Genomic DNA, 15,503 nt, shown 5'->3' on the forward strand with positions numbered 1-15,503 from the left:
GTGTTGGCCAGGTCACGATTCAGGGAGTGCCCAGCACCGGCCGATAAGATCGGCCCGTGAGCACCACACCCTCTTCCCCCTCGTCCGTGCCTGACGACTCTGCACCGGACAGCTTCGCACCGGACAGCTCGGCTCAGGACACCTCGGCGCCCGACACCTCCGTGCCCGACGCCGCGCTGTCCCCGGAGCAGATCGACGAGATCGCCGCGCAGGCGGTCCCGGCGACGATCCGGCGTGCGCCGAAGTACAAGTCCTTCTTCTGGGTGGGTGCCCTCGTCGGCATCGTCGTGGGCGTGTGGTTCGGCCTGTGGGTCTCGACCGACGGCATGATCAACCGCTGGATCTACGTCACGGTGACCGCCGTCGGCGTGACCATGGTGACCGTCCTGCTCGCCGGCCTCGCGGCAGTCTGGGCCGACCGCCGCAGCACCCGCCCCCGCCGCTAGCTCCGGCTGGCCACGCCTGTCGAGTGCGTGCTTTTGGTGGCAGCGCGTGCATTCAAACGCACGTACTGCCACCAAGCGCACGCACTCGTGACCTCGGGGCGGCCACTGGCGCACGACGTCCGGCGCCCCTCAGGGGGGCGCCGGACGTCGTCGGGCATTGCGTACTCGCTTGTCAGACGGCAGCGACCAGCTCGCGGGGCTCGGCGGCGGCTGGGGCGTCGATCGAGATCGAGCCGGGAGCCTGCCGCAGCCAGACCTTCGCCCCTGGGGCCAGCCCCAGCGTGCGGGCCTCGGCCCGGGTGAGGACCGCCTCGACGGACTGGTCCGCGCCGTCGGCCCCGGCGACCGCGACCTCGACCCGGGCCTCGAAACCGACCCGGACCGTGCGCACCACGGTGCCCTCGACGGCCGGCCCCGCAGCGGCGGTCTGCTGGGCGCCCCCGGTCGCGCCACCGGCCACGGTGTCGCCCGCGACCGGAACCGGCGCCTGGGTATGGATCTCGACGTCGTGCGGGCGGACGAGCTTGCCGTCCAGGTGCGTGACCGGGCCGAGGAAGCTCATGACGAAGTAGTTCGCCGGCGCGTCGTAGAGCTCGTCGGGGGAGCCGACCTGCTCGATCCGCCCGTTGTTGATCACGACGATCTCGTCGGCGACCTCGAGGGCCTCCTCCTGGTCGTGCGTGACGAACACGGTCGTCACCGGGATCTCGTCGTGCAAGCGGCGCAGCCAGTCGCGCAGCTCCTTGCGGACCTTGGCGTCGAGCGCTCCGAAGGGCTCGTCGAGCAGCAGCACAGAGGGCTGGATGGCCAGCGCGCGGGCGAGGGCCATGCGCTGACGCTGCCCGCCGGAGAGCTGGGACGGCAGTCTGTCGGCGAACTGCTCGAGGTGGACCAGCTTGAGCAGCTCGTGGACCCGGTCGGCGGTCTGGTCCTTGGGGGTCTTGCGGATCTCCAGGCCGAAGGCCACGTTGCGGGCCACGCTCAGGTGCTTGAACGCCGCGTAGTGCTGGAACACGAAGCCGACGTTGCGCTTGCGGGCGGGCAGCCGGGTCGCATCGCGCCCCTCGATGTCGATCCGGCCGGTGTCGGCCTGCTCAAGACCGGCGATGATCCGCAGGAGCGTGGACTTGCCGCCGCCGCTGGGCCCGAGCAGTGCGGTGAGCTGGCCGGTGGGGATGGAGACGGAGACGTCGTCGAGGGCGACGAAGTCACCGAACAACTTCGAGACGCGGGAAACTTCGATGCTCATGACAGGCCTTTCGACTGAGCCTTGGACGAGGAGTGGTCGGGTCGCAGGAAGGACACCACGACGATGCAGGCCACGGAGACGAGCGCGAGCAGGAACGCGGTCGCGTACGCGGTGGGCTGCTGGAAGTCCTGGTACTTCTGCTCCACGAGCAGCGTCGCGGTCTGGGTCTTGCCCTCGAAGTTCCCCGAGACGATCTTGACCGCCCCGAACTCACCGAGGGACCGGGCCAGGGTCAGCACGACGCCGTAGACGACGGCCCACTTGATGGCCGGCAGGGTGATCCGTCGGAAGGTCTGCACGGGGGAGGCACCCAGGCTCATGGCGGCCTGCTCCTCGTCCGTGCCCAGCTCGGTGAGCACGGGCACCACCTCGCGGATGACGAGCGGCAGCGCGACGAAGGCGGTCGCCAGCACGATGCCGGGGGTGGCGAAGATGATCTGGATGCCGTTGGCCTCAAGCCCTGGACCGAACCAGTCTCCGCGCCCGCCGTAGACGAGCACGAGCGCCAGCCCGACGACGATCGGGGAGACCGAGAGCGGCAGGTCGAGCAGGGAGCTCAGCAGGCGCTTGCCGCGGAACTCGTACCGCACGAGCAGCAGCGAGATACCGACACCGAAGATCGTGTTGAGGATGACCGCCTGGACCGCGACGATCACCGTGAGCTTGAGGGCGAAGACGACCGACGGGTCCGAGAGCGCGGTCGCGAGAGCGTCGAAGCCGTTCGCGAAGGTTGCCTTGGCCACGAGGCTGACAGGCCACGCGACGAGCAGGCCCAGGTAGACGATGACGATCGCGCGGAACGCATACGTCTTAGCCACGACGCACCACCCGTCGCTGCAGCACGTCGAGGGCGACGATGACCAGCAGGGAGACGACGAGCAGGACCGAGGCGACGGCCGCGGCCGCAGCCTGGTCCCCGTTCTCCAAGTAGCTGAGGATGCGCACGGAGGTGACCTCGGTGCGCATCGGCAGGTTCCCCGACAGCAGTACGAGTGAGCCGTACTCGCTGATCCCGCGGGCGAAGGACAGGGCCGCCCCGGCCGCGATCGCCGGGGTCAGGGCGGGCAGGATGATCCGCCGGAAGGTCGTGAACGGGCTTGCGCCCAGGGACGCCGCGGCCTCCTCGACGGACTTGTCCAGCTCGGCCAGGACCGGCTGGACGGTGCGCACCACGAAGGGCAGGGTGACGAAGAGGAACGCGAGGAACACCGCCGCCCGGGTATTGGCGACGTTGACCCCGAGGGGGCTGTTCGGCCCGTAGAGAGTGAGCAGAACAAGCCCCGCGACGATGGTCGGCAGGGCGAAGGGGATGTCGATGAGCACCTCGAGGGCGCGCTTGCCGGGGAACCGGTCCCGCACGAGCACCCACGCGATGAGCGTGCCCATGACGATGTTGACGGCCGTCACGCCCAAGGCCTGGGTGATGGTCAGGCGGAGCGCGGCCGCCGTCTGGGCGTTGGTGATTGTGGACCAGAAGACGGGCCAGCCACCGGTCGACGTCTCCACGAGCACCGCGATGAGCGGCAGCAGCGCGAGCGCCGAGAACCAGATGAGAGCGACGCCGAGACCCACCCCGGCGGTCGGGGTGAGCCGTGTGGAGCCGGGTGCCGCGCGGCGCCCGGCTCGACGTCGGGCAGGGAGGCCGGTGGCCGCCGCCTCAGGGGCGGCGGCCACCGGAGGAGCCGTCGTCGTCACGACTTCCCTGTCTCCTGCTGGATGCGCGTCACGAGGCCGTCGTCACCGAAGAACTTCTTGTTGGTGGCGGACCAGCCACCGAAGTCATCGGCGATGGTCTGCAGCTTCGCGGGAGCCGGGAACGGGTTCTTGGGGTCGTTCGCGCCCTTGACCTCGACCTTGACGGAATCGTCGAGGGGGCGGAAGCCGACCTCGGCGAAGGCCGTCTGGCCCGCGGTGCTGAGCACGAAGTCCAGGTAGCTCTGTGCCTTCGGGTCGGCCTTGATGGTCACCGCGGCCGGGTTCTCGATGAGCAGCGTGGACTCAGGAATGACGTAGTCGAAGTCCTCGCCGTTCTGACGCGCCAGGATCGCCTCGTTCTCGTAGGAGATGAGGACGTCACCGGTCCCGCTCGTGAACGCGGTGGTCGCGTCGCGTCCGCTGCCCGGCAGCGCGGCGACGTTGGTGAAGAACTTGGTCAGGTACGCCTCGGCGTCGGCGTCGCTGCCCCCGGCGGCCAGGACCGAGCCGTAGGCCGCGAGGATGTTCCACCGTGCTGAGCCGGAGGAGCCGGGGTTGGGCGAGACGATCCCGATCCCGGGGGCGACGATGTCCGCCCAGGTCTGGATGTTCTTCGGGTTGCCCTTGCGGACCACGAGAACAACGACGGAGTCGCTGACGATGCCCTTGTTGGGACCGGCGTTCCAGTCGTCGGCGACGAGGCCCTCGTCGACCAGCCGGGTCACGTCGCCCTCGAGAGAGAAGTGCACGTAGTCGGCCTTCAGGCCGGCGACGACCGCGCGGCTCTGGTCGCCCGAGGCGCCGTAGGAGGTGGTCCAGGTGGCACCGGCCCCGTCGGGGGTCGCGCCCCAGAGCTTCTGGGCCGCGTCGTTGGCGGCCTTGGGGACGGCGAACCCGACGAGCGAGAGCTCGGTGGCGGGGCCAGACGTGCTGGCGTCACCTCCCGAAGACGCGGCAGGTCCGCAGGCGGCGAGACCCAGGGCTGCGATGACTGCAACGGCCAGGGTGACACTGCGGCGTGATCTGCTCATGGTCTTCTCGTGCTTCTCTCGTTCGGGGTGATTCGGGTCACGGCTCCTGCCGTGAACCGCGACGCTACCCGATCGTCCCACCAGTCGGTCAAACACTATCCAAAGCGTGGACCTTTGTTAACGGAGGTGACGCAGGTCCTTCCCGGCCCCCGGCGCGGCGGTCGGAATGACTGTCTGGGTGCTGGTCACGGGAGTGCCCGCGCAGGCGGTGTCCATGGAGCGTTCAGATTCTGGCGCGCGTACCCGACTGTGGGATACTTGAGAGGTGGCCCCCCGTGGAGATGGACTTCTTAACCACGACCTCATGCCCGGCGAAAAAGGACCTCAGGACGCGTGTGGCGTCTTCGGTGTCTGGGCGCCCGGCGAAGAGGTCGCAAAACTCGCCTACTTCGGTCTGTACTCACTACAGCACCGCGGTCAGGAATCGGCAGGTATCGCCACCAGCAATGGTGAGCAGATCCTTGTCTACAAGGACATGGGACTCGTCTCCCAGGTGTTCGACGAGACCGCGCTCAACGCCCTCACCGGGCACATCGCGATCGGCCACTGTCGGTACTCGACGACCGGCGGTGTGACCTGGGAGAACGCCCAGCCCACTCTCGGTGCGACAGCGTCGGGCACGGTCGCTCTCGGGCACAACGGCAACCTCGTCAACACCGCCGAGCTCGTCGACCTGGTGGCCGAGCGCTACGGCGCGCAACGGCGCGGCGAGCTCGCCCGGGGCAACACGACTGACACCGCCCTGGTGACCGCTCTCCTGGCCGGCGACGAGAACCACAGCCTCGAGCAGACCGCTCTGGAGGTGCTGCCGCGCCTGCGCGGGGCCTTCTCGCTCGTCTTCATGGATGAGAAGACCCTCTACGCGGCGCGCGACCCGCAGGGTGTCCGCCCGCTCGTGCTCGGCCGCCTCGAGCGCGGCTGGGTCGTCGCGAGCGAGACCCCGGCCCTGGACATCGTGGGCGCCAGCTTCGTCCGCGAGATCGAGCCCGGCGAGCTCATCGCGATCGATGCCGACGGCCTGCGCTCCATGAAGTTCGCCAAGCCCGATCGCGCCGGCTGCGTCTTCGAGTACGTGTACCTGGCCCGCCCGGACACGTCCATCAACGGTCGCTCGGTGCACTCCGCGCGGCTGGAGATGGGCCGCGAGCTGGCCCGCCAGCACCCCGTCGAGGCGGACCTCGTCATCCCGGTCCCTGAGTCCGGCACGCCAGCTGCGGTCGGGTACGCCCAGGAGTCGGGCATCCCCTTCGGTCAGGGCCTCATGAAGAACGCCTACGTCGGGCGTACCTTCATCCAGCCGTCGGACACCCTGCGCCAGCTCGGCATCCGGCTCAAGCTCAACCCTCTCCGCGAGGTCATCAAGGGCAAGCGCCTCGTGGTCGTGGACGACTCGATCGTGCGCGGCAACACCCAGCGCGCGCTCATACGGATGCTCCGCGAGGCCGGCGCCGCCGAGATCCACGTGCGAATCAGCTCCCCGCCCGTGAAGTGGCCGTGCTTCTATGGCATCGACTTCGCGAGCCGCGCCGAGCTCATCGCCAACGGCCTCGAGCCGGACGAGGTGGGCAAGTCCCTCGGCGCCGACACCCTCGGGTACATCTCCGAGGAGGGCATGATCGCCGCGACCGAGCAGCCCGCGTCGCAGCTGTGCAGCGCGTGCTTCACCGGCAAGTACCCGATCGAGCTGCCCGACGCCGCGCACCTGGGGAAGAACCTCCTCGAGCAGGCCGAGCTCCCGCTGGGCGCGCCGCAGGACGGACTGCGGAGCCTGTCCGTCGCCACGGGCGGCGCCACGGCGCTGCAGCAGCCCTGAGAACCGCACGATCGCCCGACCATCCACAGAACGTCTGCGCTGGTGAAAGCACGAGCGCCACACCAATGGGAGTCATCTCGTGACTGAAGGCCTCACCTACGCAGCCGCCGGAGTAGACACCGCTGCGGGCGACCGCGCCGTCGAGCTCATGAAGTCCGCGGTGGCGCGCACCCACGGGCCGAACGTGGTCGGCGGGTTCGGCGGGTTCGCCGGTCTCTTCGACGTCAGCATGCTCAAGAGCTACGAGCGTCCGCTGCTCGCCTCCTCGACCGACGGCGTCGGCACCAAGGTCGCGATCGCCCAGGCGCTCGACATCCACGACACGATCGGCTTCGACCTCGTCGGCATGGTCGTCGACGACATCGTCGTGTGCGGCGCCGAGCCGCTCGTCATGACCGACTACATCGCGACCGGCAAGGTCGTCCCCGAGCGCATCGCGGACATCGTCCGTGGCATCGCCGCAGCCTGCGAGGTCGCTGGGACCGCGCTGGTCGGCGGAGAGACCGCCGAGCACCCCGGCCTGCTCAAGGTGGACGAGTACGACGTCGCCGGTGCGGCCGTCGGCGTCGTGGAGGCATCGGCGCTGCTCGGCCCGGAGAAGGTGCGCGACGGCGACGTCGTCATCGCGATGGCCTCCTCGGGACTGCACTCCAACGGCTACTCCCTCGTGCGCGCGGTCATCAGCCACGCCGGGTGGACCCTGGACCGTGAGGTCGAGGAGTTCTCCCGGACCCTCGGCGAGGAGCTGCTCGAGCCCACCCGCGTCTACGCGAGCGACTGCCTCGCGCTCGCCCGCGACGAGGCGAGCCAGGTGCACGCCTTCTCGCATGTGACCGGCGGCGGCCTCGCGGCCAACCTGGCCCGGGTACTCCCGACCGGCCTGAGCGCCTCGGTCGACCGCGGCAGCTGGGCCGTCCCGGCCGTCTTCGACGTGATGCGCGGCCTTGGTCAGGTGCCGTGGGGCGACCTGGAGAACACGCTCAACCTGGGCGTGGGCATGGTTGCCGTGGTCGGGGCAGAGGGCGCCGACGCCGCGCTGGCCAAGCTCGCCGCGCTCGGCCTGCCGGCCTGGGTGCTGGGAACCGTCTCGGCCGACGACGGCGCGAACGGCGCGGACATCACCCGCGGTTCCAAGGGTGTCGACGGTGGAGCCGTCCGCCTGACGGGGGCCTACCGGGTCTGACCCGGCAGGCCCCAACCAAACACCAAGAGCGCGTCCGATGAGCCGAACTCATCGGACGCGCTCTTTGGCGACTGGGTCTGAGGCGCACTGCGAACCGGTTGGGGGCGCGTCAGTGCTCACTCATGCGTGACACAGTTGGGGTGAGGACTAGCTCAACGGTCGTCGGACCAACCCGGATACGGGTCACGGTCCTCTGGCTCGTCGGATCTGCTCGCGCTGTGGCGAGAGTCCGTAGCTACATCGGTTCGGCTGTGACCGGTCAACTCTTGTTCGAGCGCCTTGTAGTTCGTATCGGGACTGTAGTACTTCAGATCCCGAGCGACCTTGGTCTGCTTTGCCTTCTGACGGCCGCGGCCCATGGCTCCGACCCCCTTAACGTAGAAGCGGGGCGGCAGCGTCTTCTGCACGTGCGGCCCCGGGGTAAGTTTTTTCTCTGTTCGGAGCCAACGTTACATGATCCGGGAGCCTCGGGACTACCCGGACCGGCGAACTCCCCCCGCGGGGTCGAGGTCTCAGGCGTCTCCCCAAGACCTTCACCGTAACTTTTCTGCCTTCCCCTATTTTTCACCCGCAAAACAACAAGTACGAATCGCCCGTACTGGGATAATGAATGAAAGCGCAACGATTGATCGCACAGTTCCCTCACCCCCCGGGACCGGTCGTTGCCTACAGAGAGGTGCAACATCATGGCTGTTAACCGTGGAGAACCAGAAGTCCTGCTGACCCCTGCAGAGGTCGCCAGCTTGTTCCGAGTCGACCCCAAGACCGTGACCCGTTGGGCCAAGGCCGGCAAGCTGTCGTCGATCCGCACGCTCGGTGGACACCGCCGCTACCGCGAGGCAGAGGTGAAGGGTCTGCTCGCAGACTCTGGCGTCAACATCGGTGAAGAGAGCTGAGCAGTCACCCGCTCTCTTGACACGCGAAGGGCCCTCCCGTTCGGGAGGGCCCTTCGTCGCGTGCGGACCAGCTCGACGTCGAGGGCTATCGGCGCCGCAGGATGATCACGACGGTCAGAGCGATCGCGCCGGCGGCCACCCCGAGCAGGATCTTGGCGTTGCGCGCGCGGCGCGGCGCGTCGTCGGGCAGGCCGCCGCCGGTCATGAAGGTGCCGGCATCCGTCGCCGCGAGCTTGGTGGCCGACGCCGCCTCGGCGGCGACGTGCTTCGGGTGCAGCCGGGTGGTCAGCTCGTCGACCGTCGCGGCGAGGTCCGCGCGGGCGCGCAGCACCTCGGCGCTGAGCTCTGCAGGTGTCGGCTGCCTCATGACTTGATGCCTTCCTTGATGGCGGCGACGTCGTCGCGCAGGCTCTTGACCGTGATCTCGGGGGCCGGTGAACCGGTCTTCTGGAGGAGCTTGACGCCGATCAGCGCGGCGGTCCCGGCGATCGCGACCAGGACGACGCCGACGATCAGCGCGGCCAGCCACAGCGGCACGGCGTTCGCCAGGCCTGCCATCGCTGCGTGCAGGAGGAATCCGAGGCCGTACAGGGAGAGCAGCCCGGCCACGCAGAAGAGCGCGATCCCGATGCCGGCCTTCTTGGCCTTCACAGCCATCTCGGCCTTGGCCGAGGCGATCTCGGCCCGGACCAGACGGCTGACCTGCTCGCTCAGGTTCCCGACCAAGGTGCCGATCGACGGTGTGCTCTCGGGGCTGCCGGGCAGCCCGTCATCCTTCTCGCTCATCCCCATCACGCCTTCCAGTGGTTGCAGCCGATCCGGGTGGAGGGGGCGAAAGACTGGTCGATGTCCCGCTGAACCGTCGCCCACCTGCGGATCCTATGAAGAATCGTACGGCTCTGCGATGCCCGGCGCGCTCATGTGGGGCGGCGGGTCCCGAGGCGGGGCTGGCGCCAGCCGGGTGGAACCTGGGTGGAGACAGCAAAAACCCCCTCCCAGCGGACTGGAAGGGGGTGATCGTGGCTCCGACCGGCGTCGATCCGGTGACCTCTCGATTTTCAGTCGAACGCTCTACCAACTGAGCTACAGAGCCTTGACGCGGATGCCCGGCTATCTGTGCGATAACCGGGCTACCGAGATCAAAGCGACCCCGACGGGACTTGAACCCGCGACCTCCGCCGTGACAGGGCGGCGCGCTAACCAACTGCGCTACGGGGCCTTGGATCAAACAGCGACACAAGGTCCTTCTCTTCAGTTCGTTTCCGAACCGTTGAGAATCTTACAGTACTTCTTGGTGCTCGTTTCACGCTGTCCCGAGCTCCGTACCCCCAACGGGATTCGAACCCGTGCTACCGCCGTGAAAGGGCGGCGTCCTAGGCCGCTAAACGATGGGGGCCTAGTCGCTGACGCGCCGAGGATCCGACCGCCGTAGACCTCGCAAAGCATATGGCCTCCGAGGCGTTCTGTGCAAAACCTCTGGTGGGGGAGGATGGATCCATGGTCGACATGTCACGTGAGGAGTTCGAGGAGGCGGTCAGCGACGCCCTCGATCTGGTGCCCGAGGAGCTCGCCGCACAGATGGACAACGTGGTGATATTCGTCGAGGACGAAGCCCCCGCCGACGCCCCGGACCTGCTGGGGGTCTATGACGGCGTCCCGCTGACGGAGCGCGACTTCGGGTGGGCCGCGGGTTCGCTTCCGGACCGCATCACGATCTTCCGGAACCCGACCTTGGCCATCTGCGAGAGCCGCGAGGAGGTCGTCGAAGAGGTGACGATCACCGTCATCCACGAGATCGCCCACCACTTCGGCATCGACGACGAGCGGCTCCACGAGCTCGGCTGGGCCTGAGGCGGGCAGGCACCAGAGTCGTTGTGCCAGGACGAGTAGCCTGGCCACATGACGATTCTGGTGACTGGCGGAGCTGGGTACATCGGCGCACACGTGGTGCGTCTTCTCCTCGACCGGGGCGACAAGGTGGTCGTCGTCGACGACCTGAGCACGGGGGAGGCCTCGCGGATCGGCGCGGCCACGCTCATCGAGCTCGACGTCGCGGCACCGGGCGCGCAGGAGGCCATCGCGGCCGCGCTGCGCGAGCACGAGGTCGAGGCGGTCATCCACTTCGCCGCGCGCAAGCAGGTCGGGGAGTCGATGGCGCGCCCCACCTACTACTACCAGCAGAACGTCACGGGCCTGGCGAACGTCATCGGCGCGATGGAGGACGCGGGCGTCGACAAGCTCGTCTTCTCCTCCTCCGCGGCAACCTATGGCATGCCGTCCGTCTCCGTCGTCGAGGAGAAGCTGCACGCCGAGCCGATCAACCCCTACGGCGAGACCAAGCTCATCGGGGAGTGGCTGGGTCGGGCGGCCTCGCACGCCTGGGGCCTGCGCTTCGTGGCGCTGCGGTACTTCAACGTCGCCGGCTCCGGCTGGGACGACCTGGGCGACCCGGCCGTGCTCAACCTCGTGCCGATGGTCCTCGACCGGATCGAGCGGGGCGAGCAGCCGCGGCTCTTCGGCGACGACTACCCGACCCCGGACGGCACGTGCATCCGGGACTACATCCACGTGCTCGACCTGGCCAAGGCGCACATCGCGGCGCTGTCCTACCTCGCCACGCCCACTCGCCCCTTCGACGTGTTCAATGTCGGGACCGGCACCGGGTCCTCGGTCCGTGAGGTGCTGGACGGGCTGGCCCGGGTCAGTGGCCTGACGATCGAGGCGATCATCGAGCCGCGTCGCGCGGGCGACCCGCCCCAGCTCGTCGGTTCCCCCGAGCGCATCAACGAGGTGTTCGGCTGGCGTGCGGAGGCCGGTCTCGACGAGATCCTGCAGTCTGCCTGGGACGCCTGGCAGGCTGGCCCGCGCCGCATCACGGTCTGAGACGTGACCGTATCGCGGTCGCTGACGTGAGCGCCGGCCTGCTCGCCGACCCCACCGGTGCGGTGCGGCTCACCATCCCGCGCGGATGGTCCGTGTCCGACGACGTGGGGGCCGCCTCGTGCGAGGCGCTGCCCGCCAGGGCGGACATCACCGGCCGGGTCTGCGCTGCCCAGATCCGGATCGAGGCGGCCCACCGTGGAGCCCTGGTCCCGCGGCTGACCGCCGCCGGGCGCCTCCCGGACATCACGACGACGGCCCAGGACGTGGTGCGGGACGCCTTCGCGCACGACCAGACGGCCGTGCTCGTCGACGCCCGCCCGTGGCGACTGCGGACCGGTCTCGGCGGCTGGGTCGAGGCGGTCCGGATCGACCTGGCCCACCACGACATGACGACGGCGATGGTCTCCACGACGATCCTGGTCGATGGCGGCAGTACCGGTGACGGAGGGATGGTGCGGGTGACCGCGTCCGTCCCCGTCGCCCACCACGGCGCGGTCGGGCACGCGGTCGAGTGGGCGTTGGACTCGATCGTGGTCACGGACCCGCGGGGGCCGGCGGATGCGGGCGGCTCGGCCGGGGCTGACGGCGCCGGTGGGCCAGTGACTGACGGTGCCGGTGGGCCGGCGTCGGGCCTGTTGGCGTTTGATCCGGGCTCCTGGGACGTCCGCGGATACCGACCCGCTCCGGTCACGATCGACGAGGCGTCCTTCGACGTGTTCCTGAGGGGATCGCACAAGATCAGCCCACGCTGGCGGGGACCGATGCTCGCCGCCGGGCTCATCGAGGCGCACGGGGTGGCGACGCCGGCCGGGCACTATGTGCGCCGGGCGGTCTCGCGGCCGGACCGGCGCATCCTGATCCAGGTGTGGGAAGGTTCCGAGCCCGCGCGCGCCCAGATCTGCGCCGACATCCTCGAGGGTCGAGCGGTTCTGCGGTCCACCCTCCCCGCGCACGTCCAGGATGCATGGCAGCAGCCCGGTGGACCGGGTGGTCTGGCCGGTCTCGAGGTACGAGACATGGCGGCCGTCCCGGCTCGGCTCGGCGAGTGGCTGGGCCTGGGGATGGCGGGACCCGGGCGGTCGTTCGTGCTGCGACCGGACCTCACCGCATCGATGCACGTCGCCCAGATCATGGCTCCGGGGACCCCGGCCGTGAGGCAGGGGGTCGCGCTCGCCCCCACGGACGAGAGCCCCGCGCAGCTGTGGGCCCGGCTGGTCGCGATGCTGGACTGAGGCGCGGGACTACTTGATGAACTTGTTCACGGCCCAGCAGAGCACCAGGCCCACGACGAACCCGGCGAGGATGAACAGCCGCTCGGCCCGGGCCATCGAGATCGCGATCCCGATGCCGGTGCACGCGACGAGCAGCGTGCCGCCCAAGAACCAGTTGGCCTGCTGATGGCGGATCTCTTTCTCGTTCACCACCTAAGCGTGCGCCCTGGAGCCGCTGGGGTCAAAGAGCGTCCGTCTGCGTGCGGTCAGCCTGCCGGAGTTGGGGACGACGAGGGCTCTAGCAGATCTCGCGGCGGATCCGGGAACCGGTGGCCGGAACCGTGCGTTGAATCTCTTGATGAGACCGGCGCGTTCACGCCCCTGGCAGACACGATGATTGTCGGCGGTCAGGTGGGGGAGTTCTGCCCATCAGAGAGCCGCAAGAGAATCCGCTCTGGCGGGGGTGGAGCGATATAGTCGGGCCGTCGCCCACAGGGCGGCGGATCACTGAAACGGCGGGGGCATGAGCGCCCGCCCTGAGCGTTGGAGTACTCGTGGGAGTCAGTCTTACCAAGGGCGGAAACGTCTCGCTCACCAAAGAGGCACCAGGCCTGACCGCCGTCACCATCGGCCTCGGCTGGGATGCCCGTTCGACCACCGGAGTCGACTTCGACCTGGACGCCAGCGCGATCCTCGTCGGGACGAACGGCAAGGTCCTCTCGGACGGCCACTTCGTCTTCTTCAACAACCTGACCAGCGTCGACGGCTCCGTCCAGCACACCGGTGACAACCTCACCGGTGAGGGCGACGGCGACGACGAGCAGATCAACGTCAACCTCGCGACCGTCCCGGCCGAGGTCGACAAGATCGTCTTCCCCGTCTCGATCTACGACGCCACGACCCGGTCGCAGAGCTTCGGCCAGGTCCGCAACGCCTTCATCCGCGTCATCAACCAGGCAGGCGGCGCCGAGATCGCCCGCTACGACCTCAGCGAGGACGCCTCGACCGAGACCGCCATGGTCTTCGGCGAGCTGTACCGCAACGGCACCGACTGGAAGTTCCGCGCGGTCGGCCAGGGCTACGCCGAGGGTCTTGCGGGCATCGCCCGTGACTTCGGCGTCGGCGTCTGACACACCCAGCATCACCTCCAGGGGGTGGCGCGGATCTTTCCGTGCCACCCCCTGGGCGCACGTCTCCGCTGAGCATCACCTAGACAAGGAACCGCATGTTTTTGCGCACTTTTGGATGGTCGCTTGCCGTCACCGTCGCGGCACTGATCACCGCCCTCTTCTACGGCGGGTGGAACGCGTTCGTCCTCTGTCTGATCCTCGGGGTCCTTGAGGTCTCGCTCAGCTTCGACAATGCTGTCGTCAACGCCAAGGTCCTCGAGCGCATGAGCGAGGCCTGGCAGAAGATCTTCCTCACCGTCGGTGTCCTCATCGCTGTCTTCGGCATGCGGCTCGTCTTCCCGCTGCTCATCGTCGGGGTGACCGCGAACCTCGGACCCATCGACGCGCTCAACCTCGCGATGGAGAAGGGGGACCCCAGCGTCCCGGGAACCTACGGCTACGTCCTGGCCGAGGCGCACCCGCAGATCGCCGCCTTCGGTGGTCTCTTCCTCCTCATGCTGTTCCTCGACTTCATCTTCGAAGAGCGCGAGATCAGCTGGCTGACCTGGATCGAGCGCCCGCTGGCCCGCGTCGGCAAGCTGGCGAACCTCTCCGTCGTCGTCGGTGGCGTTGCGCTCGTGCTCGCGGCGGAGTTCCTCGCCGAAGACTCTCACGTGGTGCTTCTCTCCGGGATCCTCGGCATGCTCACCTACCTCGTGGTCAACGGCCTGGGGAGCCTCTTCGAGGGCAACCTCGAGGCCGAGATCTCCGAGCACGGCGACGTGACCCCGGCCAAGGGGGCCTCGGGTCCGTCCGGTCTGGCCAAGGCCACCGGAAAGGCAGGGTTCTTCCTCTTCCTCTACCTCGAGGTGCTCGACGCGTCCTTCTCCTTCGACGGCGTCATCGGCGCCTTCGCGATCACCCCGGACCCGATCATCATCGCGCTCGGCCTCGGCTTCATCGGTGCCATGTTCGTGCGGTCCATCACGATCTTCCTGGTCCGCAAGGGCACGCTCGCCGAGTACGTCTTCCTCGAGCACGGTGCGCACTGGGCGATCGGCGCGCTCGCAGCGATCCTGCTCCTCTCGATCAAGGTCCACATGAACGAGGTCGTCACAGGCATGGTCGGCGTGGTCTTCATCGGGGCCGCCTTCCTGTCCTCGCTCCGCTACCGCAAGCTCCACCCCTCGGCCGGGGGCGCGGAGATCGAAGCGGACGCGCCCAAGGTCGAGGTCTGACCGCTCGACCCGTTCCCGTCCAGCACCCACCCGGAGGACCCATGGCCATCGACTACACACGGCGCGCACCGGCCGAGCCCGAACCGGCTGCGCCGGTCCCCGCTCCCGCGATCTCGCTGTCCAAGATCACGCTGACCAAGGCGGCGCCGAGCGTGTCGCTGACCAAGGAGTCGGTCGCCTCGGGGGTCCTGCGGGTAAACCTCAACTGGCAGAGCGGAGCCCCCGCCAAGGGGTTCCTGGCCAAGCTCACGGCCCGCCCGGTCGACCTCGACCTGGCTTGCCTCTACGAGTTCACGGACGGCTCCAAGGGCGTGGTCCAGGCGCTGGGCAACAGCTTCGAGGCCGTCGACGACTCCTCGCCCCGGCGGATCATCTGGCTCGATGGCGACGACCGCTCGGGTCAGGCGACGGGCGGGGAGAACCTCACGATCGACCTGAGCCAGACCGCGGCGATCCGGCGGGTCCTCGTCTTCGCGATGATCTACGAGGGCGTCTCCAACTGGGCGGCGGCAGACGGCGTCGTGACGCTGACACCGCCGTCGGGCGCTCAGATCGAGGTGCGCCTCGACGAGGCGGACGCGCAGTCGCGAATCTGCGCGATCGCCGAGATCACCAACGGCCCCTCGGGACTGCAGGTCCGCCGCGAGGTCAACTACATCCGGGGCGGGCACAAGGCCCTCGATGAGGCCTATGGCTGGGGCCTGAGCTGGACGCCCGGCCGCAAGTGACCTGCTCGACCGACCACCCCA

The 15,503-nt window shown here is 68.7% G+C and carries 18 protein-coding genes and 3 tRNA genes; 10 read left to right on the forward strand and 11 right to left on the reverse strand.

Features of this window, described 5'->3' with window-relative positions; genetic code table 11:
* The first annotated feature begins 56 nt into the window (after positions 1 to 56).
* The gene (locus tag BLQ50_RS03610) at positions 57 to 446 is read left to right on the forward strand and encodes a tetraspanin family protein (protein ID WP_093181240.1); all 390 of its coding nucleotides are present in this window, start codon (positions 57 to 59) and stop codon (positions 444 to 446) included.
* A 172-nt stretch (positions 447 to 618) separates the two neighbouring features.
* Here BLQ50_RS03610 and BLQ50_RS03615 read toward each other — a convergent pair whose 3' ends face one another.
* From BLQ50_RS03615 to BLQ50_RS03630, 4 genes are read right to left on the reverse strand one after another with little or no spacing between them, the layout of a single operon-like run.
* Positions 619 to 1,695 (reverse strand): sulfate/molybdate ABC transporter ATP-binding protein, encoded by a 1,077-nt coding sequence (locus BLQ50_RS03615; RefSeq protein WP_093181241.1) that lies wholly within the window; start codon positions 1,693 to 1,695, stop codon positions 619 to 621.
* Entirely contained in the window at positions 1,692 to 2,513 is an 822-nt protein-coding gene (locus BLQ50_RS03620) for a sulfate ABC transporter permease (protein WP_093181243.1), read from the reverse strand. Before BLQ50_RS03620 ends, BLQ50_RS03615 begins: the two co-directional genes overlap by 4 nt.
* Entirely contained in the window at positions 2,506 to 3,390 is an 885-nt protein-coding gene (cysT, locus tag BLQ50_RS03625) for a sulfate ABC transporter permease subunit CysT (RefSeq protein ID WP_245700853.1), read from the reverse strand. Before cysT ends, BLQ50_RS03620 begins: the two co-directional genes overlap by 8 nt.
* Positions 3,387 to 4,421: a sulfate ABC transporter substrate-binding protein gene (locus tag BLQ50_RS03630; protein WP_093181244.1), complete on the reverse strand. Its 1,035-nt coding sequence runs from the start codon at positions 4,419 to 4,421 to the stop codon at positions 3,387 to 3,389. The genes cysT and BLQ50_RS03630 overlap by 4 nt, the downstream gene beginning before the upstream one ends.
* Positions 4,422 to 4,686: 265 nt before the next feature.
* Between BLQ50_RS03630 and purF the strand changes: the two genes are divergently transcribed.
* Both purF and purM read left to right on the forward strand, forming a co-directional pair.
* Positions 4,687 to 6,234 carry an amidophosphoribosyltransferase gene (gene purF, locus BLQ50_RS03635; protein WP_093181246.1) on the forward strand — a complete coding sequence of 516 codons (1,548 nt, stop codon included), beginning with the start codon at positions 4,687 to 4,689 and terminating at the stop codon, positions 6,232 to 6,234.
* A 79-nt stretch (positions 6,235 to 6,313) separates the two neighbouring features.
* Positions 6,314 to 7,417: a phosphoribosylformylglycinamidine cyclo-ligase gene (gene purM, locus BLQ50_RS03640; RefSeq protein WP_093181247.1), complete on the forward strand. Its 1,104-nt coding sequence runs from the start codon at positions 6,314 to 6,316 to the stop codon at positions 7,415 to 7,417.
* A 152-nt stretch (positions 7,418 to 7,569) separates the two neighbouring features.
* Here purM and BLQ50_RS03645 read toward each other — a convergent pair whose 3' ends face one another.
* Positions 7,570 to 7,776, reverse strand: coding sequence for a DUF3073 domain-containing protein (locus tag BLQ50_RS03645; protein ID WP_093181685.1), 207 nt, complete (start codon positions 7,774 to 7,776; stop codon positions 7,570 to 7,572).
* A gap of 327 nt (positions 7,777 to 8,103) precedes the next feature.
* On the opposite strand from BLQ50_RS03645, the gene BLQ50_RS03650 reads away from it, so the two are divergent.
* Complete coding sequence (locus tag BLQ50_RS03650; protein ID WP_093181249.1) at positions 8,104 to 8,313, forward strand: BldC family transcriptional regulator; 210 nt, start codon at positions 8,104 to 8,106, stop codon at positions 8,311 to 8,313.
* 85 nt (positions 8,314 to 8,398) lie between these two features.
* Here BLQ50_RS03650 and BLQ50_RS03655 read toward each other — a convergent pair whose 3' ends face one another.
* The 5 genes from BLQ50_RS03655 to BLQ50_RS03675 form a co-directional block, all read right to left on the reverse strand.
* Entirely contained in the window at positions 8,399 to 8,680 is a 282-nt protein-coding gene (locus tag BLQ50_RS03655; protein ID WP_093181250.1) for a DUF3618 domain-containing protein, read from the reverse strand.
* The gene (locus BLQ50_RS03660) at positions 8,677 to 9,099 is read right to left on the reverse strand and encodes a phage holin family protein (protein WP_093181687.1); all 423 of its coding nucleotides are present in this window, start codon (positions 9,097 to 9,099) and stop codon (positions 8,677 to 8,679) included. Before BLQ50_RS03660 ends, BLQ50_RS03655 begins: the two co-directional genes overlap by 4 nt.
* Positions 9,100 to 9,333: 234 nt before the next feature.
* Positions 9,334 to 9,406, reverse strand: a tRNA-Phe gene (locus BLQ50_RS03665).
* A gap of 52 nt (positions 9,407 to 9,458) precedes the next feature.
* Positions 9,459 to 9,532: transfer RNA gene (locus tag BLQ50_RS03670), tRNA-Asp, on the reverse strand.
* 104 nt (positions 9,533 to 9,636) lie between these two features.
* A tRNA-Glu gene (locus BLQ50_RS03675) sits at positions 9,637 to 9,709 on the reverse strand.
* 101 nt (positions 9,710 to 9,810) lie between these two features.
* Between BLQ50_RS03675 and BLQ50_RS03680 the strand changes: the two genes are divergently transcribed.
* From BLQ50_RS03680 to BLQ50_RS03690, 3 genes are read left to right on the forward strand one after another with little or no spacing between them, the layout of a single operon-like run.
* Positions 9,811 to 10,164: a metallopeptidase family protein gene (locus BLQ50_RS03680; protein WP_093181252.1), complete on the forward strand. Its 354-nt coding sequence runs from the start codon at positions 9,811 to 9,813 to the stop codon at positions 10,162 to 10,164.
* Positions 10,165 to 10,212: 48 nt separating this feature from the next.
* Positions 10,213 to 11,196 (forward strand): UDP-glucose 4-epimerase GalE, encoded by a 984-nt coding sequence (galE, locus tag BLQ50_RS03685; RefSeq protein WP_093181253.1) that lies wholly within the window; start codon positions 10,213 to 10,215, stop codon positions 11,194 to 11,196.
* A 26-nt stretch (positions 11,197 to 11,222) separates the two neighbouring features.
* Positions 11,223 to 12,428 (forward strand): hypothetical protein, encoded by a 1,206-nt coding sequence (locus tag BLQ50_RS03690; RefSeq protein ID WP_093181255.1) that lies wholly within the window; start codon positions 11,223 to 11,225, stop codon positions 12,426 to 12,428.
* A gap of 9 nt (positions 12,429 to 12,437) precedes the next feature.
* Here the strand turns inward: BLQ50_RS03690 and BLQ50_RS03695 are convergent, their stop codons facing one another.
* The gene (locus BLQ50_RS03695; protein ID WP_139185719.1) at positions 12,438 to 12,617 is read right to left on the reverse strand and encodes a hypothetical protein; all 180 of its coding nucleotides are present in this window, start codon (positions 12,615 to 12,617) and stop codon (positions 12,438 to 12,440) included.
* A 344-nt stretch (positions 12,618 to 12,961) separates the two neighbouring features.
* Between BLQ50_RS03695 and BLQ50_RS03700 the strand changes: the two genes are divergently transcribed.
* The 3 genes from BLQ50_RS03700 to BLQ50_RS03710 all read left to right on the forward strand — a co-directional run bounded on the left by BLQ50_RS03700 (position 12,962) and on the right by BLQ50_RS03710 (position 15,482).
* Positions 12,962 to 13,537 (forward strand): TerD family protein, encoded by a 576-nt coding sequence (locus BLQ50_RS03700; protein WP_093181258.1) that lies wholly within the window; start codon positions 12,962 to 12,964, stop codon positions 13,535 to 13,537.
* A gap of 95 nt (positions 13,538 to 13,632) precedes the next feature.
* Positions 13,633 to 14,754: a DUF475 domain-containing protein gene (locus BLQ50_RS03705; protein ID WP_093181260.1), complete on the forward strand. Its 1,122-nt coding sequence runs from the start codon at positions 13,633 to 13,635 to the stop codon at positions 14,752 to 14,754.
* 41 nt (positions 14,755 to 14,795) lie between these two features.
* On the forward strand, positions 14,796 to 15,482 hold the full coding sequence (locus BLQ50_RS03710; RefSeq protein WP_093181261.1) for a TerD family protein: 687 nt from the start codon (positions 14,796 to 14,798) through the stop codon (positions 15,480 to 15,482).
* Positions 15,483 to 15,503 lie beyond the last annotated feature (21 nt).

Origin of the sequence: Sanguibacter gelidistatuariae, from assembly GCF_900096585.1 — a bacterium.
GTDB lineage: Bacteria > Actinomycetota > Actinomycetes > Actinomycetales > Cellulomonadaceae > Sanguibacter > Sanguibacter gelidistatuariae.